The sequence below is a fragment of the Arthrobacter sp. genome (assembly GCF_031179985.1).
Taxonomy (GTDB): Bacteria; Actinomycetota; Actinomycetes; order Actinomycetales; family Micrococcaceae; genus Arthrobacter.
This window is the reverse complement of sequence record NZ_JAPSHJ010000057.1, coordinates 1-22,331: the sequence shown is the minus strand read 5'-3', so window position 1 is coordinate 22,331 and position 22,331 is coordinate 1. Positions and strand designations below refer to the sequence as shown.

Genomic DNA, 22,331 nt, shown 5'->3' with positions numbered 1-22,331 from the left:
GATCCTTTACTTGAACCTGTGCAGGTTCCGTGGGCGTACCAGGACTTGAACCTGGGACCTCTTCGTTATCAGCGAAGCGCTCTAACCGCCTGAGCTATACGCCCCGATGCCTCATCGGGCCGAGACAAGACTCTACAGCACATCTCGGCCCGATCTCAAATCGAGGCATTCCGCGGAGGTATTTCCGCGGAATCACGGGTTTTTAGTCGTCCGTGAGGGTGACACCGATGCCACCGACGAGCGTGGCTGAGATGTTATAGAGGACGGCGGACAGCATGGACAGGGCCGTCAGCAGCACCACGTTGACGACGGCAATGATCGTGGCAAAGGATGCCACCTGTCCGAGGGAGGCAATCTTTTTCAGCTCGAACCCGCCGCCCTCGGAGCCGGCCAGAGTACCCAGGAGGCTGTCCACCTGGTCGAAGATTCCTGTTAGGTCCAGGACGGTCCACAGCACGATGGCGGCTACCACGGTGACGATACCCAAGGCCACGGAGAGCAGGAAAGCCATTTTCAGGACGGACCAGGGGTCCACCTTGCTGACGAGCAGGCGCGCCCGGCGGACCTTGGCCTTTGGTGCAGGCTTGACGAGTCCCGGAGCTCCCTGGCCCGGGCGCTGCCCGGGTGCGGGCGGCCGCTGGCCGGTAGTCTGGGGGCGCGGGCCCTGAACGGGCCGCTGGCCGGGAGCTGCTGGCCGCTGGCCCTGCGGTGGCTGTGCCGGAGCCTGCCGGGGTGCTGCCGGCCCAGGACTGCCCGCCGATGCGGCAGGGCTCTGCTGCGGACGCACCGGGGCGTTCACTCGTGGAGCGGCTGCCGGCTGCCTTACCCCGCCGGGACCATTACTGCTCGGCTTGGGAAATGAGTCGGGATTGCTCACTCGTTACCTCCGGTGTTGTCTTCGTTCAACTCAGCATTCAACTCAGCGACAGAGTCTGCATCCTCGGATGCGGCGGGGGCTGCCGACTCTGTCTCTGCTGTTTCTGCCTCTGCGGACCCGTCTGCCGGTCCGTTATCTTCAGCCAACGTTACGTCATTCTCCGGAGATTCTTCTCCCTCGAGTCCGCGTTCGCTGTTGCGCGCAACCTCAATGATGCGGTCGTTCTTGTCAGGTTTCGCGAAGATGACGCCCATAGTGTCCCGGCCCTTGGCGGGAACACCGGCGACGGCGGATCGGACCACCTTGCCGCCCTCCATGACCACGAGGACTTCGTCCTCTTCCTGGACGATGAGTGCCCCGACCAGGTCACCGCGGTCCTCGGCAAGCTTGGCCACCTTGATGCCCAGCCCGCCACGGCCCTGCAGCCGGTATTCCTCGGAAGCGGTGCGCTTGGCGTAACCGCCCTCCGTCACGATGAAGACGTAAGAACCGTCAGTGACCACGTTCGCCGCCAGGAGTTCGTCTTCCTCACGGAACTTCATGCCCGTCACACCGGATGTGGCACGGCCCATGGGGCGAAGCGCGTCATCCGTCGCGGTAAAGCGGATGGACTGGCCCTTGCGGGAGACCAGCATGAGGTCGTCCGTTTCGGAGACGAGCTGTGCGGAGACGAGCTCGTCGCCGTCGCGCAAGTTGATCGCGATGACACCGGCGGACCGGTTCGTGTCGTAGTCCTCCAGCCGCGTCTTCTTCACAAGGCCCCGCTTGGTGGCCAGGACAAGGTACGGCGCGTGCTGATAGTCCTTCAGGTCCAGTACCTGGGCGATATGCTCGTCCGGCTGGAATGCGAGCAGATTGGCTACGTGCTGGCCCTTGGAGTCGCGGCTGCCCTCGGCAAGTTCGTAGGCTTTGGCACGGTAGACCCGGCCGAGGTTGGTGAAGAAAAGCAACCAGTGGTGGGTGGTCGTGACGAAGAAGTGCTCGACGACGTCGTCCCCGCGCAGCTGAGCGCCCCTGATGCCCTTGCCGCCGCGCTGCTGGGACCGGTAATTGTCGCTCCGTGTCCGCTTGACGTAGCCGCCGCGGGTGATGGTGACCACCATTTCCTCTTCGGGAATGAGGTCTTCCATGGACATGTCGGAGTCGTAGCCCATCAGGATCTTGGTTCGCCGGTCATCGCCGTGCTTGGCAACGATCTCGCCGAGTTCCTCGCTGATGATGCCGCGCTGGCGCTCTTCGGATGCCAGGATCGCGTTGTACTCTGCGATCAGGGCTTCGAGCTCGGCGTGGCGGTCCTGGATCTTCTGGCGTTCCAGGGCTGCGAGGCGGCGCAGCTGCATGTCCAGGATGGCCCGGGCCTGCAACTCGTCGATGTCCAGGAGCTCCATCAGGCCGTCACGCGCAGCCTCGGTGGTGTTGGACGCGCGGATCAGGGCAATGACTTCATCCAGCATGTCCAGGGCCTTCAACAGGGCACGCAGGATGTGCGCTTCCTCTTCGGCCTTGCGCAGGCGGTAACGGGTGCGGCGGGCGATGACGTCCAACTGGTGCGTGACCCAGTGGCGAATGAAGGCATCGAGGCTGAGCGTGCGTGGCACGCCGTCAACGATGGCCAGCATGTTGGCGCCGAAGTTCTCCTGCAGCTGGGTGTGCTTGTAGAGGTTGTTCAGTACAACCTTGGCCACTGCGTCGCGCTTCAGGACAATAACGAGGCGCTGACCGGTGCGTCCGGAGGTTTCATCCCGGAGGTCGGCGATGCCCTGGACCTTGCCGTCCTTGACGAGCTCGGCGATCTTGATGGCCAGGTTGTCCGGGTTGGCCTGGTAGGGCAGTTCCGTCACGACCAGGCACGTGCGCCCCTGGAGTTCCTCGACGTTGACCACCGCGCGCATGGTGATGGAGCCCCGGCCGGTGCGGTAGGCATCCTCGATGCCCTTGTGGCCAAGAATGGTGGCACCGGTGGGGAAATCCGGCCCCTTGATGCGGAGCAACAGCTCCTCGAGCAGCTGCTCCCGGCTGGCGTTCGGGTTGGCCAGGTACCACTGGACCCCGTCCGCCACCTCACGGAGGTTGTGCGGCGGAATGTTGGTGGCCATGCCGACGGCGATCCCCGAGGAGCCGTTGACCAGCAGGTTCGGGAACCGAGCCGGCAGGATGGTCGGTTCCTGGTTTTTGCCGTCGTAGTTGTCCTGGAAATCGACGGTCTCCTCGTCGATGTCGCGGACCATTTCCATCGCCAGGGGCGCCATCTTAGTTTCGGTGTACCGCGGTGCTGCGGCGCCGTCGTTGCCCGGGGAACCGAAGTTGCCCTGTCCCAGCGCCAGCGGGTACCGCATCGTCCAGTCCTGGATGAGGCGGACCAGCGCATCGTAAATCGCAGTGTCACCGTGCGGGTGGTACTGGCCCATGACCTCGCCCACGACGCGGGCACACTTGTTAAAGGAGCGGTCGGGGCGATACCCGCCATCGAACATCGCGTACAGCACGCGACGGTGCACGGGCTTGAGTCCGTCACGCACGTCCGGAAGGGCACGGCCCACGATCACGGCCATGGCATAGTCCAGATAGGACCGCTGCATTTCGGTCTGAAGATCCACCTGCTCAACGCGGTCGATCAGCAGGTCGCCCTCCAGCACCGTCTCGGGGTTTTCTGCCGAGTCCGCGGGAACCTCGGGGGTTTCGTCACTCATAGTCTATTTTCCGTTTCAGGTATATGTCTGCTCAGGCATACTTAGGCGCAGGAGCGGCTAAATATCGAGGAACCTGACATCCTTGGCGTTCTGCTGAATGAAGTTGCGGCGGGACTCCACATCCTCGCCCATCAGTACCGTGAAGATTTGGTCGGCAGCGGCGGCGTCCTCCATGGTGACCTGGAGCAGCGTCCGGTTGTCCGGGTCCATGGTTGTGTCCCACAGTTCCGTGTAGTCCATCTCGCCGAGGCCCTTGTAACGCTGGATTCCGTTGTCCTTGGGGATCCGGCGCCCGGCAGCCTGGCCCGCGACGAGCCGGGCGTCCCGTTCCCGGTCGCTGTAGACATAGTCGTGCGGCGCGTTCGACCACTTGATGCGGTACAGGGGCGGCTGCGCCAGGTACACGTAACCGTTTTCGATCAGCGGGCGCATGTAGCGGAACAGGAGCGTCATCAGCAGGGTGGTGATGTGCTGGCCGTCAACATCGGCATCGGCCATCAGGACGATTTTGTGATAACGCAGCTTGGCAAGGTCGAAGTCCTCACCGATACCGGTGCCGAAAGCCGTGATCATGGACTGGACTTCGTTGTTGCCGAGAGCCTTGTCCAGGCGCGCACGTTCCACGTTCAGAATCTTGCCGCGCAGTGGCAGGATGGCCTGCGTCTCAGGGTTGCGTCCGCGCTTGGCCGAACCGCCGGCCGAGTCACCCTCCACGATGTAGACCTCGCACTTCGACGGGTCCTTGGAGGAGCAGTCAGAAAGCTTTCCTGGCATACCGAAAGATTCCAGCGGGCTCTTGCGGCGAGCGTTGTCGCGCGCCTTGCGTGCGGCCATGCGGGCCTGGGCGGCTGAAATGGCCTTCCGGATGACGTCGCGTGCAGGACCGGGATTGCGTTCCAGCCAGTCGCCCAGTTGGTCGGTAACCACCCGCTGGACGAAGCCCTTGACTTCGGAGTTGCCGAGCTTGGTCTTTGTCTGGCCCTCGAACTGCGGCTCCGCCAGTTTCACGGAAATGACGGCTGTGAGGCCCTCGCGGATGTCATCACCGGTAAGGTTTTCTTCCTTTTCCTTGATGATGCTCTTCTCCCGCGCATAGCGGTTGATCAGCGAGGTCATGGCGGCACGGAAACCTTCTTCGTGGGTGCCGCCTTCATGGGTGTTAATGGTGTTCGCGTAGGTATGGACGCTCTCCGAGTAGGCAGTGGTCCACTGCATGGCCATCTCCACTGCGATGTGCCGTTCGGTGTCTTCAGTTTCGAAGGCGATCACGTCCTGGTGGACAACGTCCACCTTCTTGCTCGAATTCAGGTGCTTGACGTAGTCCAAGAGGCCATCGTTGTACTGGTAAATCACCGTGCGGTGCTCGGCGCGGACTTCGCCTTCAGTGACAACGGCATCGAGGTCGAGATCGCCGGCTTCGTCGACGCCGGCGGCTGCCTGGCGCTCGTCGGTAAGGGTGATCTTCAGGCCCTTGTTAAGGAAGGCCATCTGCTGGAAGCGTGCGCGGAGGGTCTCGAAATCAAACTCGACGGACTCGAAAATGGTGGGGTCCGGATAGAACGTCTGGCTGGTACCGGTTTCATCCGTTTCCTCGCCCTTGACCAGCCCGCCCTGGGGCTTGCCGCCGTCCGCAAAGGACATGCGCCAGACGTGACCCTGACGGCGCACCTCTGTATCAACACGGCTCGAAAGTGCATTGACCACGGAGATGCCCACGCCGTGGAGACCGCCTGACACGGCGTATCCGCCGCCGCCGAACTTTCCCCCGGCATGCAGGATGGTCATGACCACTTCAACGGTCGGCTTCCCTTCGCTGGGATGGATGTCAACAGGGATGCCGCGGCCGTCATCCGTGACCTTGACGCCGCCGTCGGCCTGCAGGACGATTTCGATGTGCGTGCAGTAACCGGCCAACGCCTCATCAACGGAGTTGTCCACCACTTCATACACCAGGTGGTGCAGCCCGCGGAGGCCGGTCGAACCGATATACATACCAGGTCGCTTCCGTACAGCTTCGAGGCCCTCCAGGACTGTGATGTCGCTGGCACCGTATTCCCGCTGCGTCGTGGCCGCTGCCGGGGTCTCCGGTGTAGGGGCATCCTCGATCTCGGCTTCCCCTGCCTGGATGTCTGTATTGTCGTTAGCCACAGGCGCTTTCGACTCCTCTTTAGTTGATAATGGCCGGCAGATGCCCTTCCCGGAGGGAAAGCGTCCGCCAACAGGCACGTCACTGATAGCGCCGGCTGGTGATTGACTTGCGGAACCGTTTTCCGCCGCTGGGCAGCGTCGGAAAACGGACTCAGTCAACGTTTCACCGGCGCCCAGTTATCTACAGAGATTCTATCGTGAAACAGTGCCGATTCCCGCATTGCCGGGCCGCCAACGGGCAGCAATGTGCCTCTCGCTGGCCATTGGCCGCACCTGCAAGGCCCCAGCGGTACCGTCTTCGGGTTCCTATACGGCTCTCGGCCGTTTGAACGCCCTACACGCCGTTTGAGCAATTTTCAATAGATCCGAGGGTGGCCCGGTGCTCTTTGGCCCGTCTCCGCTTCACAGGGTGCAATTCAGGTGCCGGTTTACGCGCTGCGTGTGTAGCGCTGTTGTGTGCTGCGCTTTAGCCGTAGGTGTCCCGAGGACCACGGCCCTGAACGCTCCGGCCGCCCTTGCGCCAGTTCGGCGCGGCCGGACCCAGCACCTGGATACTGGTCACTACCCCGTCGCCCAGGTCATTCCGGAACTTTTCCAACAAGCTGGCGCTGAGCAGGCGAAGCTGCGTAGCCCATGCGGTGGAATCACACCTGACCTGCAGTGTGGTGTCGGTAAAACTTTCAGGAGTGCAGTGGGCCGCGATCTCGGGTCCCACAAGTGTTGCCCACTGGGCCATGACGGAGCCGACAGCCACCGGGGACGTCCAGCCGCGTTCCGCCACAAGGCGTCCCACCACCTTGCCCAGCCCCAACGGGTCGCGTCCGGTGGCGTGGAACTGGCTGAAGCCTCGTGTTCCCCGCGCAGCGCGCTGTTTCTGGGCCCCGCCCGCCCGCGGAGCGGCCCGGCGCACTTCGCCACGCGCTGCCGCGGCCTCACGCATGCGGTTCAGTGCGGCCTGTGCGGCGTCGATTTTATCGGGGTCGCGGCCCGGCTGCAGGCCGCCTTCGGTGTTACTCATCGAGATTCCGAATCATCGATTCCTCCCGGGATTACCTTCACCCGCCGCCCGGTTAGTTCGTCAGGGATGTCGGCGTCGACGGCGGCAGTCACCAGGACCTGTTCGGCTCCTGAAACTATTGCGGCCAGTTTACGCCGACGCTGCACATCAAGCTCGGCAAAAACGTCATCCAGGATCAGGATCGGTGCCGTGCCGCCGGTCCTTGCATCGTCGAGCATGACGTAGTACGAGGCAAGCCGCAGGGACAGGCACATTGACCAGGTTTCCCCGTGCGAGGCATAGCCCTTCGCCGGCGCCTGGCCGAGGACGAGCTCGAGTTCGTCACGGTGCGGACCGACGAGTGAGATACCGCGTTCGAGTTCCTTGCGGCGGGAGGCCGCGAAGGCACGCAGGTGGCGCTCGGTGAGCTGTTCCACGGAAAGCAGCCGAAGGTCCTCGGTCAACTGTTCGTTCTGTGCAGGTTCCCCGACGGCGGCGGCGGGCGCGCCGTCGTCGTCAACCAGGGTCTGCAGCGTTGACCGGTAGACGGCGTCAGCCGCTTTGGTTCCGTCAGTCAGCTGCGCGTAGGCACGCGCGAGGTGGGGGCGAAGCAGTTCCACAAGCTGCAGGCGGGCATGCAGCAGTTCTGCCCCGGCGCGCGCCATGTGCTGGTCCCACACGTCGAGGGTGGCCTCATGGCCGGCAGTCAATTTGCCTGCCCTGGCGGATTTAAGCAGGGCATTGCGCTGCTTGAGGACGCGATCATAGTCACTGCGGGTGGCGGCATGCCGCGGAACCAGGCTGACGAGCAGTTCATCGAGGAAACGCCGCCGGCTCGACGGATCGCCTTTCACAAGGGCAAGGTCCTCGGGCGCGAAAAGAACGGTGTGGCAGATCCCGAGCAAGTCCCGCGCACGGACCGGGTTGCTGCGGTTGATGCGCCCCCGGTTGGCGCGGCCGCCGTTGATTTCAAGTTCCAGCACGGTGGACTGGTCGCCGCGCACCAGTCTTGCCCGGATCAATGCGCGGTCCGTGCCAAAACGCAAGAGCGGGCCGTCAGAGCTGACGCGGTGCGAACTGAGCGTCGCGAGGTAGCCGATGGCCTCCATCAGGTTGGTCTTGCCGATCCCGTTGGACCCGACCAGCACGGTGACCCCCGGTTCGAGCGCCAGATCCACGTGGGCGTAGCTGCGGAAATCAGTCAGCGAAAGGTGTTGTAGGTACACGCGGTGTTCAAAGCCCCCAGCGGGTTTTACTTGGCAGGACGGGTGGCGTGGCCGCCGAACTGATGCCGGAGGGCAGAAACCATCTTCATTGCGGGGGAACTGTCCTCACGGGATTCAAAACGGGCGAACAGCGCAGCTGTGATCGCCGGTGCGGGAATGGCGTTGGCAATGGCCTCCTCCACGGTCCACCTGCCCTCGCCGGAGTCCTCGACGTAGTCGTCAATGTTCTGCAGTCCCGGATCTTCGTCCAGGGCCTTGACCAGCAGGTCAAGGAGCCATGACCGGACGACCGTGCCCTTTTGCCAGGCGCGGAAGGTGCCGGGGAGATCGGTAATGATGTCTTTGGAAGCGAGCAGCTGGTAGCCCTCGGCGTATGCCTGCATCAATCCGTACTCGATGCCGTTGTGGACCATCTTGGCGTAATGGCCTGCACCAACGCCGCCGACATGGACGAAGCTGTCCGCCCGTTCGCCTTCAGGGCGCAGGGCGTCAAAGACCGGCAGCGCGCGCTCGATGTCCTCGGCGTCCCCGCCGGCCATGAGCCCGTAACCGTTCTGAAGTCCCCAGACGCCGCCGGAAACGCCGCAGTCCAGGAAGCGGATTCCCTTCTCCGCCAGGAGCACCCCATGCTTCTGATCTTCGGTGAAACGGGAGTTCCCGCCATCGATCACGAGGTCCCCGGCATCAAGTTTATTGCCCAGGTCGGTGATAACCGCGTCCGTGATTTCCCCTGCAGGAACCATGACCCAGATCAGCCGCGGTGCAGGAACGGCGCCGATCAGCTCCTCCACAGAGGCAACGTCCGTCACGTCCGGATTCCGGTCGTAGCCGGTCACGTCCATGCCTCCCTTGCGCAGCCGTTCGCGCATGTTGAAACCCATTTTTCCGAGACCGATCAGTCCGATGTGCACGGGAAACTCTTTTCTGCGCGGAGGGCTAGGGATTGGACGGAGGCTTAGTTCGGGAGCCGGACCGGCATCACGAGGTAGCGGTAATCGTCCTGGTCCTCACCGTCAATGTCCGACTGTGCAGTGATCATGGCGGGCTTCGGCGCTGTGGTGAAGGAGAACCGAACGTACTTGGTCTCAATCACGCTCAGGCCCTCAACAAGGTAGTGCGGGTTGAACGCTACCGTGATCTCGTCTCCGGAAAGCTGTGCCTCGAGTTCTTCGGAAGCCTGTGCGTCTTCACCGGTGCCGGCGTCCAGTTGGAGCTGGCCTTGGGTGAAGGCCAGGCGCACAGGGGTGTTGCGTTCGGCAACCAACGAGACACGGCGGACGGCTTCGACAAGTTCCTGGGTCTGGACAGTCGCGTGGATCGGCGTCGACTCCGGGAACAGCGAGCGGATCTTGGGATAGTCGCCGTCGACCAGAAGCGAGGTAGTGGTGCGTCCGCCGCTTTCGAACCCGATGAGGCGGGAATCATCATCGGCGATGGCAAGGTTGATCTCGCCGCTGCCGCCAAGTGTTTTGGCAACCTCGTTGAGGGTCTTGGCCTTGACCAGCGCACTCGTGGAGATGCCCGGAGTGACGGGCTTCCAAGGCACTTCGCGCATGGCCAGCCGGTAACGGTCGGTAGCCAGGAGCGTAATGAGGTCGTCCTCGATCTCCATCCGAACACCTGTGAGGATGGGGAGGGTGTCGTCTTTGCTGGCTGCGATGATGACCTGCGATACGGCCTGGGCAAAGGCATCTCCGGCGACTGTGCCGCTGATCGCAGGCAGTGCAGGGAGCGGCGGGTATTCGGCCTCAGGCATGGTGGCGAGATGGAAGCTGCTTCGGCGGCACGTCAGGGTGACTTTGCTGCCCTCAGTCTCGAGGTCCACGGGCGCGGAGGGCAGGCTGCGGCAGATGTCAGCCAGGAGCCGGCCGGATACCAGGATGGTGCCTTCTTCCCTGACGTCGGCGGGTATTTCGAGCCTCGCTGAGGTTTCGTAATCGAAGCTCGAGAGGCTGACGGTTCCAGCTTCAGCTTTCAGCAGCAGTCCCGAGAGGACCGGGACCGGCGGCCGCGGAGACAACGATCGGGCTGTCCATGTGACGGCTTCTGCCAGGACGTCCCGTTCGACTCTGAACTTCACGGAAGGGTGCCGCCTTTCATTGCTGCTGCCTATTTTTGAACGAGAACCCCGCAGGGACTCCACAGAACCTGGCTCCCGGACTCGGGAACCTGCATGGTTTGCACGTGCTGAACCACAAGCAGACCCAAGGATGGGAGCGCTGCTGACAGCTTAGCCGGAAGATTGGCGAATTCCCCATCCCACCGGGGACCCCACGTCTTCCTGGACTTCGCCTGGCGGGGTCTGTGCCGGTGGGGAACGGAGATTGTTGTTTGAGGGATTTCAATTTTTTGGGATTCGTAGTGTTAATAACTGCTGTGGAAACTGTGGATAACTCGGTCTGGCGCCGGGAATCCGCGGTTAAGCCCTGTTCATGGACTGTGGGCGGACTGGGTTTTAAACAGGCTGTGGATGGGGATAACCGGTAGGACGGTTTTTGGGAATCCACAGACACCTTAAGGGTTTTAAGCCCATTAACCGCGGTTGTCCCCTTAACTATCCACAGGGTTGTCCACATGCACCTGTTAATAAGGTTAAGAACGCGGATCGTGGCCTGCTGTCAGGAGTCGCGCTGCTGCTGCTTAATCCGGTTTGTCAGCTCGGTGACCTGGTTGTAGATCACACGGCGCTCGGCCATGAGTTCGCGGATCTTGCGGTCTGCGTGGATCACCGTGGTGTGGTCGCGGCCGCCGAGCTCTTGTCCGATTTTGGGCAGGGACATGTCGGTCAGCTCCCGGCAGAGGTACATCGCGATCTGCCGTGCGGTGACAAGCGTGCGGGTCCGGGACTTGCTGCACAGCTCTTCCATGCTCAGCTTGAAGTACTCCGCGGTCTGCGTGAGGATCTGGCTGGACGTGATTTCCTGGGCATTGTCATCGGTGATGAGGTCCTTGAGGACCATCTCGGCAAGGGCAACATCCACCGGCTGGCGGTTCAGGCTGGCAAAGGCAGTCACCCGGATTAGGGCGCCCTCGAGCTCGCGGATGTTGCTGGCGATCTTGGATGCAATGTATTCCAGGGCGTCGTCCGGAGCGGAAAGGCCTTCGCTGAGTGCCTTCTTGCGGAGGATGGCAATGCGGGTCTCGAGTTCCGGCGGCTGGATGTCCGTCAGCAGGCCCCATTCGAAGCGCGATTTCATGCGGTCTTCGAAACCGGCCAGCAGCTTGGGCGGCTGGTCCGAGGTGATGACCACCTGCTTGTTGTTATTGTGCAGCGAATTGAACGTGTGGAAGAACTCCTCCAGCGTCCGGTCTTTGCCGGCCAGGAACTGGATATCGTCGATGAGCAGCACATCCACGTTGCGATAGGTGGTCTTGAAGCTGGCGCCTTCATCATCGCGGATGGAGTTGATGAAGTCGTTGGTGAACTCTTCGGAGTTCACGTAGCGGACCCGGATGCCGCTGTAGAGCCGGCGGGCGTAGTGGCCGATGGCGTGCAGCAGGTGCGTCTTGCCAAGTCCGGAGTCGCCGTAAATAAACAGCGGGTTGTAGGCCTTGGCCGGCGCTTCGGCCACGGCCACGGCCGCCGCGTGTGCAAACCGGTTCGAGGATCCGATGACGAATGTGTCAAAGACGTACTTGGGGTTGAGCCGGCCGAACTCGTGGGACGTGCTCGGCAGCATCGGCTGCGGCTTCAGCTCAACGGAGTGGTCCGTTCCGAGGGAAAGCTCGACGACGGGTTCCGGCTCGCGGTGGATGGGCACCAGATCGGTGTCCACGTCGATGGCGCAGCGGATGTCGTCGGAAAAGACGTTGTGCAGGGCGTCATCGAGGGCGTCCTTTACCTGGGTCTGCAGCACTTCCCTGGTGAGTTCATTGGGCACAGCCACCAGAAGGGTGGATCCAATGAGGCCCTGGGCCTGAGCCAGGATCACGAAGCCGCGCTGACGTGGGGATACCCGGTCATCCTGCTCGAGAAGATTCACCACGCGCCGCCAGGAACTTCCGACAGTGTTGGCGTGGTTTGCTTCGTCTACTGTCATCAATCGGGTTCCTCAAAGCTTGCTTTACCTGCAGTACATGCAGCCACAAGCCCGGGACCAACTGCTGCCCGGCGCAATCCACAGGGTTATGCACACCGTGGATAATCGGCTACTGGGACACTCTAGGGGATGAAAAGGCCAGAAGATAGCTGGGAAGTGGCTTGTGGATAATTACATGGGTGTGGTTCGAAACAGGGTCTGTGAGACTGTTCATCCACAGGCACCCAGCCCTACTTAGCCACACCTGGGGAAAGGTCCGAAGAGCTCCGCCGGTTTGACTCGCAGTTGCCGTTTGGCCTAACGTTGGGGAGTCCTTTGTGCCTGCTTTGTGTACCCATTTTGGACCTTTCCGACGCCCAGCGTTGAGGAGACCGGGGCAAGCAGGGACATACAAAACTTAAGCGTCGGCCAGTTCTTCCCCTTGATCGGCTGGGCGCACCTTCGATCCACTGGAGTAACTAACGTGAGCAAGCGGACTTTTCAGCCGAATAACCGCCGTCGGGCCAAGAAGCACGGCTTCCGCCTTCGTATGCGCACCCGTGCCGGCCGCGCCATCCTGGCTGCCCGCCGCGGCAAGGGCCGCGTCGAGCTGTCGGCCTAAATACTGATTCGTCGGGTAACTTCTCTTTGCGGATTTAGCGGTGCTAGCCACCAGGAACCGCCTGAGGACTTCAACCGATTTTTCAACAACAGTACGTTCCGGCGTCCGTAATGGGCGCCGGAACTTAGTGTTATATACGGCAACTATCGGAGCCGATGAACCCAGCAGGATCGGCTTCATCGTTTCCAAAAGCGTCGGGAACGCTGTTGCCAGGAACCTCGTTAAGAGGAGACTTAGAGAAGCCGGTGCCATCTCGCTGCGCGAGCATGGTGCCGGGTTCGCTATTGTGGTGCGTGCATTGCCCGCAGCAGCTACTGCCAGTTGGCAGGAACTGCTGGCGGACTACAACGCTGCGTTGGATACCACTATGAAGCGGCTGCAGAGCCGCCAGCAACGCTCGGCTGGAACCGGTTCGAACGGAACAACACAGGAAGGGACACAGCGTGCTTGACCTGACTGCCGCCGTCGTCCGTTCCACAAAGTCCGCACCAGCGGCCGCTGGCACCTTCCTCTGGAACCTGCCGCGCAACATCCTCATTCTTTTGCTGGTGGCCTACCGCAAGGTGATTTCGCCCTTGTACGGCCAGGTCTGCCGTTTCTTTCCCTCGTGCTCCGCGTACGCGCTCGAGGCCATCACCGTGCACGGTGCCGTGAAGGGAAGCTGGCTGGCGGCGAAACGCCTGGCGCGCTGCCACCCCTGGAATGCCGGTGGCGTGGACCACGTCCCCGCCGGCCACCGGTGCTGGCCTGAAAACCAGACGCCCACAATTGTTGTGCTGAACAATCCGGACAAATACCTGGCTGCTCAGACTGATGGAGAAGGCCGCGCTGCGGCCTGACGAATAGGGATATCGTATGGACTTCTTTGAAACACTTATGTTTCCGTTCAAATGGCTTGTGTCCATCATCATGGTGGGCTTCCATGAGGGTCTGAGTGGCATCGGCCTGCCTGAGGCTTCCGGCTGGACGTGGACCCTGTCCATCATCGGTCTGGTGCTGGTCATCCGGGCAGCCCTCATTCCCGTCTTCGTCAAGCAGATCAAGGCCCAGCGCGGCATGCAGCTGCTGCAGCCTGACCTGAAAAAGCTTCAGGACAAGTACAAGGGCAAGACCGACCAGCTGTCCCGCCAAGCAATGGCGCAGGAACAGATGGCGATGTACAAGAAGCACGGCACCAATCCATTCTCGGCCTGCCTGCCCATGCTGATCCAGATGCCGTTCTTCTTCGCACTCTTTACGGTACTTTCCGGCATCAGCACCGCCCGGGACAGGGGCGAGGGTATCGGCGCTATGAGCCACGAGCAGGTGACCCAGTTCGACGAATCCACGATCTTCGGCGCCACGTTGTCTGCCTCGCTCCTGCATGGCGGCGAGGGCAACCTCACTGCCGTCTGGATCCTCTCGATCATCATGATCCTGGCGATGACCGCGTCGCAGTTCATCACGCAGAAACAGATTATGGCCAAGAACATGTCAGAAGAGGCCATGGCCAGCCCCTTCATGCGCCAGCAGAAGATGATGCTCTACATCCTGCCGATCGTCTTCGGCGTTGGCGGCATCAACTTTCCCATTGGTGTCCTGATCTACTGGACCACCACCAACCTGTGGACCATGGGTCAGCAGTTCTTCGTCATCCGCCGCATGCCGACGCCGGGTTCCCCTGCCGCCAAGGCCCTCGCTGAGCGCCGTGCCGCCAAAGGGCTTCCGGTCCTGCCGGTTCTGGGCGGCAAGAAGGTCGACGCCGAGGCTGAGGCAGCTGCAGCCGCTGCGGTAGCGCAGGCCAAGAGCCAGCGCATCCAGCCACAACGCAAGAACAGGAAGAAGAAGTAATGTCTGTCGAAAGCTCAGAGCAAGCCCTTTCCGCCGAAACCGGCGATGACCAGTCCGCCGATGCCCAGGACCATGGTGCCCCGGCCGCAGCCACTGACAAGAGCAGCACGGTAAGCCGTCTCGAGGAAGAGGGCGACGTCGCTGCGGACTATCTCGAAGAGCTGCTCGACATCGCCGATATCGACGGCGACATTGACATCGAGGTGCGCAACGGCCGGACCTATATCTCCATCGTTACCGAGGAAGAGTCCGCCGGACTGGATAGCCTCGTCGGCCGTGACGGTGAAGTGCTTGAAGCGCTGCAGGAACTGACCCGGCTATCTGTGCTGTCGGCGACGGAAAACCGCTCCCGTCTTGTGCTGGATATCAACGGGTACCGCAAGGAGCGTGCTGGCCACCTGCAGAAGATCGCAGAGGACGCAGTGGCCACCGCGAAGGAAACCGGCGAGGCTGTCGCCCTGGAGCCGATGAGCGCCTACGAACGCAAGATTGTTCACGATGCCGTCGCCGACCTGGGATTCGTCAGTGAATCCGAGGGTGAGGGCGCGGGACGCCACATCGTCGTTTCTGCTGACTGACCCATGGTTGAAATCACGGCTGCTGAGCGCCAGGCTGCGGAGAAGATTTTCGGTGAGCGCCTGGGCTTGGCGGAACGGTATGTAGAGCACCTCGCCACCTCCGGAATGGAGCGCGGCCTCATCGGTCCGCGGGAGATACCCCGGCTCTGGAGCCGGCACGTGCTGAACTGCGCTGTCATTGAGAGTGAAATTGCGCAGGGTAGCCATGTTGCCGACGTCGGAAGCGGTGCGGGGCTGCCCGGGCTGTGTCTCGCCATTGCCCGCCCGGATCTGGACCTGACACTTATTGAGCCCTTGGAGCGCAGGGTGATCTGGCTTCAGGAGGTTGTCGATGACCTGGGGTTGGACAACGTCACCGTCATGCGCACCCGGGCGGAGCTCGCTGTCGGCCTCGTGAAGGCTGATGTTGTCACCGCCCGTGCTGTCTCAGCCCTGACCAATCTGGCAGGACTGACCATTCCCCTCCTTGACGGAGAAGGCGAAGTCGTGGCCATCAAGGGCAGGAGTGCTGCGGAGGAAATCGAGAAGGCCGCGAAGGCGATCCGTAAGCTTGGCGGTGTCCAGACCTCCGTTGTGATGGTCGGCCAGGATCTGCTCGAAGAACCCACCACAGTAGTTCGCATCGTTGTGAAGAAGTCCCAAAAGATCGCCTAGTACAGGCCCGGCTGCCACAGGTCCTGAGGGCGAAGCGGTTAGGCTAGAGAGCGGCAGCAAGAGCCGAACGAGAGTGAGAGTGTCCCAGTGACCAGTAGCGAAACCTCCACACAGCGGATCCCCCCGTTCGTGTCATTGGGGTCGGCACGCGCCGTTGCTGCACCGTCCGTCGCTACAACCTCCGGTCAACTGAATGCGGTTGGCGTCAAGGCGAGCGGGACCAAAGTTTCACGTGAAACGTCCAACGTGCTGGACACCTTGGACGACTCCAGCCCCATCGCCAGGGAGTTGGCGCACGAGAACAAGCGCCGGGAAAAGCTCCTGGGCCGCACCCTCCCGAAGCCGGAGAAAACCCGGGTCTTCACCGTCTCCAACCAGAAGGGCGGGGTGGGAAAGACCACCACCACCGTCAACATTGCTGCGGCCCTGGCAGCAGCCGGCCTGAACGTCCTGGTCATTGATATCGACCCCCAGGGCAACGCTTCCACTGCCCTGGGCATTGAGCACCACGCGGAGGTCGACAGCATCTACGACGTCCTCATCAATGACGTTCCGCTCGAGGATGTCGTTGCTCCCTGCCCTGACATCAACAACCTCATCTGCGCCCCGGCAACGATTCATTTGGCTGGCGCCGAAATTGAGCTGGTATCGCTCGTCGCCCGGGAGCAGCGGCTCCGCCGTGCCATCGACGTCTATGCGAAGGTTCGGGAGAAGAAGGGCGAAGCCCAGCTAGACTACATCTTCATCGACTGCCCGCCGAGCCTCGGCCTGCTGACCGTCAACGCATTCTGTGCCGCGGGTGAGGTCCTGATTCCGATTCAGTGCGAGTACTACGCACTGGAGGGACTGAGTCAGCTCCTCAAGAACATTGAGATGATACAGAAGCACCTCAACGCCGACCTTGTGGTCTCAACGATCCTGCTCACCATGTACGACGGCCGCACCAACCTCGCCGCCCAGGTGGCAGCAGAAGTTCGCCAGCATTTCCCTGACCAGGTACTCAGTGCGGTTGTCCCGCGCTCCGTCAGGATCTCTGAGGCGCCGAGTTACCAGCAGACTGTCATGACCTACGACCCGTCCTCCAGCGGTGCACTTTCCTACCTGGAAGCCGCAGCCGAAATCGCTGAGCGTTAGAATTTTCCAAACACTGCAACAGCCGGAGCCCGGTATCACCGGGTTCTTCCAATGGAGGGATTCATCCATGAGCGATAAGCGACGCGGGCTCGGCCGCGGTCTTGGCGCACTCATTCCAAGTTCCGCCGCAGCCAGCTCTTCCGGCAACGGAGCTGCGCCGTCACGCCCAGTGGATCTTTTCTTTCCGGAATCCCGCAAGGTAGCCAGCCCTGAAGGTCCTGCCTCAGAGGCTTCGGTGGATAAGTCCACCCGGACCGGCAGCGTCCCGTCTCCTGAAAATGCCGAAGCCGCCGACTCCGCTTCCGCCGGTCCGGCCCGTAGCAAGGATGTTTCTGCCGGTGCCGCCGGAAAGGCTCCTGCAAAATCTTCCGATGGACTCTCCGCCGGCACGAAGACCGATAGGCCTGGTGGCGAAGGAGCGGATGCTCTTTCCGGAGAAGCCGAAGAGTCAGCCACTGCCACTGCGGGAACAGCCAATGGTTTGGATGCGGCGCCGGACTCTGCCGGCTCAGCGAACGACACTTCGGTCTCAGCCGAGGGTTCCGCACCCGGCCGCCGTTCGCCGGCAGGGCGGCGCTCCGCTGCGGCCGAAGATGTCGAACTCGTCGACGTTCCGGGCGCTCGTTTCGCGGAAATCCCCGTGACTGACATTCACCCGAACCGCAAGCAGCCCCGCAGCGTCTTCGACGAAGACGACATGGCGGAGCTGATCCACTCGGTTCGCGAAATCGGCGTCCTCCAGCCAATTGTTGTGCGCGCATCAACCGAAGAAGGTGGAGAACCTTACGAGCTGGTGATGGGTGAACGCCGCTGGCGGGCAGTCCAAGCTGCTGGTCTGGCTACCATCCCTGCAATCGTCCGCGATACAACGGATGACGACCTTCTCCGGGACGCGCTGCTGGAAAACCTGCACCGTAGCCAGCTCAATCCTTTGGAAGAGGCTGCCGCCTACCAGCAGCTCTTGGAGGATTTCGGAACCACGCACGAACAGTTGGCCGACCGGATTGGCCGGTCCCGTCCCCAGGTGTCGAACACGCTCCGCCTGCTCAAACTGCCTCCCTTGGTGCAAAGGCGGGTCGCCGCTAACGTCCTTTCAGCAGGTCACGCCCGCGCCCTCCTTTCACTGCCCGATGCGGCTGCCATGGAACGGCTCGCGCAGCGGATCGTCGCGGAGGGCATGTCAGTTAGGGCCACGGAGGAAGCGGTGACCCTACACCGGGAGCCTGCCGCCCAGTCTAAAAACAACATTCCCCGCCCCGGTGCCCGGCATGAGCGTCTGGACTACCTCGCCTCGTCGCTCTCCGACCGCCTGGATACAAACGTGAAGATCTCGCTCGGTGCCCGCAAGGGACGGGTGAGCATTGAGTTCGCCAGCGTTGAAGACCTCAACCGGATTATGGACGTATTGGCGCCTGGTTCAGACAACTGAATAACCAGACGGTATCTTGTCGGGCCCGTTTCCCGTGAAACGGGCCCTTCTTCGTGTACAGCCAGCTTTGCACTGAGCCGCCGCATTCCTAGTTCACTCTGATCACTTTCCCGTCGCTGTACCCCTGCAACGTACATTTGCCTGAGGTTGAATTAGGACGCGACCTGGACAGCAGCGGAACGCATCGCTGGGAGCCGGACAGGCCTTGCTCCCCTGTGCATACAAGTACGCGACAGCATTCATCGGCAGACGATGCAGCAGGTTGATCGGCACGGTGAAGGTCCAACGCGCTCAGGGTAGTCCCGATCCTGATGGTGGCTGCCACTCTGGCGTAATGCTGCCCTTAGGCATGCTGATGACGTAGGCGCATAGCATGTGCTTCGGAGATGCTCATGACCATGTTGAAGGCGTCCTCGCAGCCTTGCGAACGGGTAGCTGCTGTGGAGATACTAAAACGACGTGCGGAAGGAACAGAACGTGCGGGTGACAAGAATGTTCCAGGAATCTGCCAGTTCGAGGAATGCGGTGAATTAGCGCCGCTGCACTATTCGGGAAGGAACGCCTGCGGGGCCTTCGGTACTCGCACTGGCACCGTAGCTGGCACGCGCCGCATCCAAGCCTCGGAAAACCGAGACGAGGGATTAAACTTGCTAGGCGTCCGAAAGCCCGTTGGGGCGTGTTTCAAGAAGTGGACCCTGCTTCCCGAGGGAGTTCGCTTCGTTTCACGTGAAACACTCGACATGGCGATTGCCAGCAGAGGGCTTGAGAACATTCGTCCATGCCGTGCAGGAGCTTTCCGTTGAGCGCACACACTTGCTGGCCGCTAGCAGCACCGGGACTCGGGAAGCGCTGGTCAGTGCTGCCTGAAAGCACCTCAGACGAGAATCATCGCTGCCTTCTGGTCTTCTAATGCAGCTGCAACGAGCCCGAACGTTCCCAGTCCTGCTAATGAGCTGGGCGAAGATCCTGTCGCAGTGCTTGAGTCTGAACAGCGACGAGATCATCAGTGGACGGACGGGACCGCGACGCAAAGCCCCCTGTCTTCGTAATGTGGTTCCGGTGTTGCCCGTTGCAGGGCGCAAAGTAGAGATCTCCCCGTCTCATTCCTCAGGTCCTCTCCCTGCCTCCCTATCCCCCGAACGTTCCTTGAGCGCGGTCTGGTAGGACGCGTACCGTGATCCGGGGGGATTTCGTCCGTCTCAGCGGCTGGCATTCGAGATTGCGAACCCGCCACCACGCCTTCAATGGTCCGTGTCGTTTGGGATCAGAATGCGGACCAAAGGTTGAGAGGCGGCGGGAAGCGAAACCCGCGCAATACGCTCTAAGATACGAGCCGCATCTGCTGTAGCGCAGCCTGAGTTCGTGTTTCACGTGAAAACGTGTTCTATTAGAGCGGCTCCGCTCCAACAGTTACCTGAGGATGGGGTCAGTAGGAATTCGGACTTGGGTCTCCATCCACAGAGTTGCAGCCCTCAAGGTGGTAGCGAGACTGCCAGCAAGGCGGGTATCCCACCCCACCAGCTCGAGAAACGTAAGAGGCTCACGAACGCATTTGCGCTAGTCGACCAGTCAACTGGAGCGTAGCCCTTCAGCCTGGGGCTCCCAAGGATGCATCGGTGGTGGGGCTGCCTCGTTTCACGGGAAACGCCGCCTGCGGCTGCATGGAAACGAGGATCGCCGAAGTCGCCAAGGGGAATTTAGGAAGCACCGACACCTTTTGCGCGGATGTGTCATCGGGGACGTTTGGTCCGGTCCCTCGACACCTCTGTCGGCGCGCGATGATGGTGAATTCATTAACACCGCATCGAATTCCGGAAGGGGTGTCGCTCCCGGCATGCATGAAACTCCAGGTGCTTCGAGCGCGGTAGCCAAGCCTTTCATTCGTTTCCGTAGGTCACAGTCGATCGCTGATTCCTGTGGTGACCGCCATCCAGCTAATTCCAGGGCGGCTCCTTCCCCCGATGCGGAACATCCCTGGCGCTGTTGCCGACTCGTCCACCGGCCTAGGCTCTACATGTGGTGCGGTCGTACAATGCGCATTATGGGCATCGGCACCTGTGACCGATGGCCGGCTGCCACTCCGTGCATATGTGTGTCTTCTCCTGGCCCGGGAGTCGTCACACGGGTCCGCGGGACACTCCGGGGCATCCCTTACCCTATGCGTAGCGGAGGAACCGGTAACTAATTAAAGGGCGAAACGGCTGGTAGGCGGATGTTCGGTCAGTCCTAGGGCGTGCCCCAGCCACGTCGCTGTGGGTGCAGATGGAGGCTGTCCCCCGCAGTCCGGTGATGACTGCAGGGACGCGCTTCATCTCGGTGAATCTCTTCCTCGAGGCGTCCCTGAATGACGGTGGCGGGTCGCCGTGCACGGCAAGAGGCTCGGATATGAGTGTCCAGCTATTTGCAGTTTGACTGGCAGACGCTCGTCCTTAGTATTCGGCACTTTGGTACAGATCAAAAACCCGTACTGCGGACGGTCCACACTTGCTTTCCTGTGGATAGTGTGCGGCAGTGCCAGTGGATAAGCGTGTGGATAACTGTGGGGATAAAGGCCGCGCGCTTGCGCATGTGGCCTTCACGGAGAGGCAGCGGATGCTCCCCTGCACCACCGAGGCGTTCGGCATTCCGGCGGTGAGAACTCGAAGCGGGCGTTTCACGTGAAACGAGAGAGCGACAAACCCCGTTGCCGCTGGGGATATACAAGTCCAAATACTGCGGTTTTAAGCCCGCCGCGTTTGCAAAATGCATGGGAAGAACCGACGCAGGGCCTGGAGCCAACCAGCTGGAGCCATGTCACGGCAGCAATAGCGGCTCCGGGCAGGCCACCCCCGGCTCGATGCGGCGCCCTCGGCGGGATCGGGCGAAGCGGAGTTTTACCCACAGGTGCTGTGGGAAAGCCTGTGGATTGAGCTGTGGATAAGGGTGTGAATAATCTCATGTCGAGCGCAGCTAAGAGGCGCTCATCTGATGCCGCGTCTCCTCGGACTGTCTGTTTTTTAGACGCTTGCCGTGCCATGGGCGGCTCTGGCAGGCGCTCATAGTCCATAGGTCAGCTACTTTCGGCTATGGCCTCCCCTTCAGCCCGTAATGCTGTTGGCGGGCGAAAGACCCTAGTCCGTGACCGGCATAGGCCGTTCGTGGTCGAAGCGCAGCGACCGAACGCATGCTAGGCAGCAACCTGTTCTCCACACACAGGCCGGCGGTTTGGCATGCTGCGCTCCCGTGCTTGGCGGACCCAGCCCTAGACACTGCCTGATGCCGCCGCCCGGGGCACGTCTGCTTTCCCCATTTCTGCACCCGTTCTGATCCACTGCATCACGGGCATGAGTCACTAGCGTGCTGTCCTCGTGCCCTCTGCAGTCAGGGCCCGAGCGATCGGGGGCTCCAACAGCATCCCTGAAGTGATGCTCCTCTCGCTGGCTCGGCAGTTTCAGAGACGTGGACAGTTGGGGGATAGTATCAACCGTACGGCTGGTTCTCGTGGATCATCGCACTCGATGACGATTGGAGCGGCGCCGCGTGGCGGGTGGTTGCAACCAGGCGACGGCGCGTTGGCGGGGGGCAGCTCCTCAGTGCATGCTCCTCCGCCAAGCAACAGACAGCGCTGGCCGCAGCTCGTTGGGAGAGTGGCGCCGTTGTTTCACGTGAAACAGCGCCGGCGGTTGGCAGCAGGCTGTCAGCGACGTGAACCCACCATCGAGCGGCCGTAGTGCCCACCACTGATTCCGCTACAGCAAGTGCCTATCGCTGGAGTTGGAAGTGCCGTCTGACTGCGTCATGCCCACGCCGGTCCGCGAAACACTGCAGCCGCCTGCTGGGGCGACACACCAGCGGATTGCGTTTTCGGGCCAAGGTCAAATTCAGGCCGCTCGCAGCAGATCGCATACTAATGGACCCAATCGGCCACTGGCTGCCGAGCGAGCCCTCCTGACGCGGGTACACCAGAGGCGAGTCGAACCGCGCTGCGGAATGTTCATGCACTACTGGAAGTTCCTCTCTCTGCCATGGCTACCGGCTAGCTCCTTCTAGTTGTTCGCCATCATTCCGGTCTGGCCTCAATGCGGCGCGAGGAGACGCAGAGAGACGGGGCGAGTCAAATTGGCCGGTCGCTCTGGCACGTACGCACC

The 22,331-nt window shown here is 61.7% G+C and carries 16 protein-coding genes and 1 tRNA gene; 8 read left to right on the top strand and 9 right to left on the bottom strand.

The features are described 5' to 3' along the window. Positions 1-30: 30 nt before the first annotated feature. From RIN13_RS18025 to dnaA, 9 genes are all read right to left on the bottom strand, one after another. Positions 31-104: transfer RNA gene (locus RIN13_RS18025), tRNA-Ile, on the bottom strand. Positions 105-202: 98 nt separating this feature from the next. After that, positions 203-877 (bottom strand): DUF3566 domain-containing protein, encoded by a 675-nt coding sequence (locus RIN13_RS18020; protein WP_309108695.1) that lies wholly within the window; start codon positions 875-877, stop codon positions 203-205. After that, positions 874-3,567 carry a DNA gyrase subunit A gene (gene gyrA, locus RIN13_RS18015; protein ID WP_309108694.1) on the bottom strand — a complete coding sequence of 898 codons (2,694 nt, stop codon included), beginning with the start codon at positions 3,565-3,567 and terminating at the stop codon, positions 874-876. Before gyrA ends, RIN13_RS18020 begins: the two co-directional genes overlap by 4 nt. Before the next feature lie 57 nt (positions 3,568-3,624). Then, complete coding sequence (gene gyrB / locus RIN13_RS18010; RefSeq protein WP_309108693.1) at positions 3,625-5,715, bottom strand: DNA topoisomerase (ATP-hydrolyzing) subunit B; 2,091 nt, start codon at positions 5,713-5,715, stop codon at positions 3,625-3,627. 466 nt (positions 5,716-6,181) lie between these two features. After that, complete coding sequence (locus RIN13_RS18005; protein WP_309108692.1) at positions 6,182-6,733, bottom strand: DciA family protein; 552 nt, start codon at positions 6,731-6,733, stop codon at positions 6,182-6,184. Continuing rightward, positions 6,730-7,938: a DNA replication/repair protein RecF gene (recF, locus tag RIN13_RS18000; protein WP_309108691.1), complete on the bottom strand. Its 1,209-nt coding sequence runs from the start codon at positions 7,936-7,938 to the stop codon at positions 6,730-6,732. Before recF ends, RIN13_RS18005 begins: the two co-directional genes overlap by 4 nt. A 26-nt stretch (positions 7,939-7,964) precedes the next feature. Beyond that, positions 7,965-8,849 carry a phosphogluconate dehydrogenase (NAD(+)-dependent, decarboxylating) gene (gene gnd / locus RIN13_RS17995; protein WP_309108690.1) on the bottom strand — a complete coding sequence of 295 codons (885 nt, stop codon included), beginning with the start codon at positions 8,847-8,849 and terminating at the stop codon, positions 7,965-7,967. 44 nt (positions 8,850-8,893) lie between these two features. Continuing rightward, positions 8,894-10,018 carry a DNA polymerase III subunit beta gene (dnaN, locus tag RIN13_RS17990; RefSeq protein WP_309108689.1) on the bottom strand — a complete coding sequence of 375 codons (1,125 nt, stop codon included), beginning with the start codon at positions 10,016-10,018 and terminating at the stop codon, positions 8,894-8,896. 538 nt (positions 10,019-10,556) lie between these two features. Then, on the bottom strand, positions 10,557-11,978 hold the full coding sequence (gene dnaA / locus RIN13_RS17985) for a chromosomal replication initiator protein DnaA (protein ID WP_309108688.1): 1,422 nt from the start codon (positions 11,976-11,978) through the stop codon (positions 10,557-10,559). A 463-nt stretch (positions 11,979-12,441) separates the two neighbouring features. Between dnaA and rpmH the strand changes: the two genes are divergently transcribed. The 8 genes from rpmH to RIN13_RS17945 all read left to right on the top strand — a co-directional run bounded on the left by rpmH (position 12,442) and on the right by RIN13_RS17945 (position 18,204). Continuing rightward, a complete protein-coding gene (gene rpmH / locus RIN13_RS17980; RefSeq protein WP_011776797.1) occupies positions 12,442-12,579 on the top strand; it encodes a 50S ribosomal protein L34 in 138 nt (45 codons plus the stop codon). Between the two features lie 40 nt (positions 12,580-12,619). After that, entirely contained in the window at positions 12,620-13,030 is a 411-nt protein-coding gene (gene rnpA / locus RIN13_RS17975) for a ribonuclease P protein component (RefSeq protein ID WP_309108687.1), read from the top strand. Next, positions 13,023-13,418, top strand: coding sequence for a membrane protein insertion efficiency factor YidD (yidD, locus tag RIN13_RS17970; protein WP_375164792.1), 396 nt, complete (start codon positions 13,023-13,025; stop codon positions 13,416-13,418). Before rnpA ends, yidD begins: the two co-directional genes overlap by 8 nt. A 16-nt stretch (positions 13,419-13,434) precedes the next feature. Then, a complete protein-coding gene (gene yidC / locus RIN13_RS17965; protein ID WP_309108686.1) occupies positions 13,435-14,409 on the top strand; it encodes a membrane protein insertase YidC in 975 nt (324 codons plus the stop codon). Continuing rightward, complete coding sequence (locus tag RIN13_RS17960) at positions 14,409-14,987, top strand: R3H domain-containing nucleic acid-binding protein (protein WP_309108685.1); 579 nt, start codon at positions 14,409-14,411, stop codon at positions 14,985-14,987. The genes yidC and RIN13_RS17960 overlap by 1 nt, the downstream gene beginning before the upstream one ends. Positions 14,988-14,990: 3 nt before the next feature. Beyond that, complete coding sequence (rsmG, locus tag RIN13_RS17955) at positions 14,991-15,641, top strand: 16S rRNA (guanine(527)-N(7))-methyltransferase RsmG (RefSeq protein WP_309108684.1); 651 nt, start codon at positions 14,991-14,993, stop codon at positions 15,639-15,641. 87 nt (positions 15,642-15,728) lie between these two features. After that, complete coding sequence (locus RIN13_RS17950) at positions 15,729-16,775, top strand: ParA family protein (RefSeq protein WP_309108683.1); 1,047 nt, start codon at positions 15,729-15,731, stop codon at positions 16,773-16,775. Between the two features lie 67 nt (positions 16,776-16,842). Further along, positions 16,843-18,204 (top strand): ParB/RepB/Spo0J family partition protein, encoded by a 1,362-nt coding sequence (locus tag RIN13_RS17945; RefSeq protein WP_309108682.1) that lies wholly within the window; start codon positions 16,843-16,845, stop codon positions 18,202-18,204. The last annotated feature ends 4,127 nt before the right edge of the window (positions 18,205-22,331 follow it).

Bases quoted from the DNA above. Each gene is read 5' to 3' on its own strand.
- rsmG (WP_309108684.1), top strand. From the start codon at position 14,991: ATGGTTGAAATCACGGCTGCTGAGCGCCAGGCTGCGGAGAAGATTTTC.
- RIN13_RS17960 (WP_309108685.1), top strand. From the start codon at position 14,409: ATGTCTGTCGAAAGCTCAGAGCAAGCCCTTTCCGCCGAAACCGGCGAT.
- dnaA (WP_309108688.1), bottom strand. From the start codon at position 11,978: ATGACAGTAGACGAAGCAAACCACGCCAACACTGTCGGAAGTTCCTGG.
- gyrA (WP_309108694.1), bottom strand. From the start codon at position 3,567: ATGAGTGACGAAACCCCCGAGGTTCCCGCGGACTCGGCAGAAAACCCC.
- RIN13_RS17945 (WP_309108682.1), top strand. From the start codon at position 16,843: ATGAGCGATAAGCGACGCGGGCTCGGCCGCGGTCTTGGCGCACTCATT.
- yidC (WP_309108686.1), top strand. From the start codon at position 13,435: ATGGACTTCTTTGAAACACTTATGTTTCCGTTCAAATGGCTTGTGTCC.
- RIN13_RS18005 (WP_309108692.1), bottom strand. From the start codon at position 6,733: ATGAGTAACACCGAAGGCGGCCTGCAGCCGGGCCGCGACCCCGATAAA.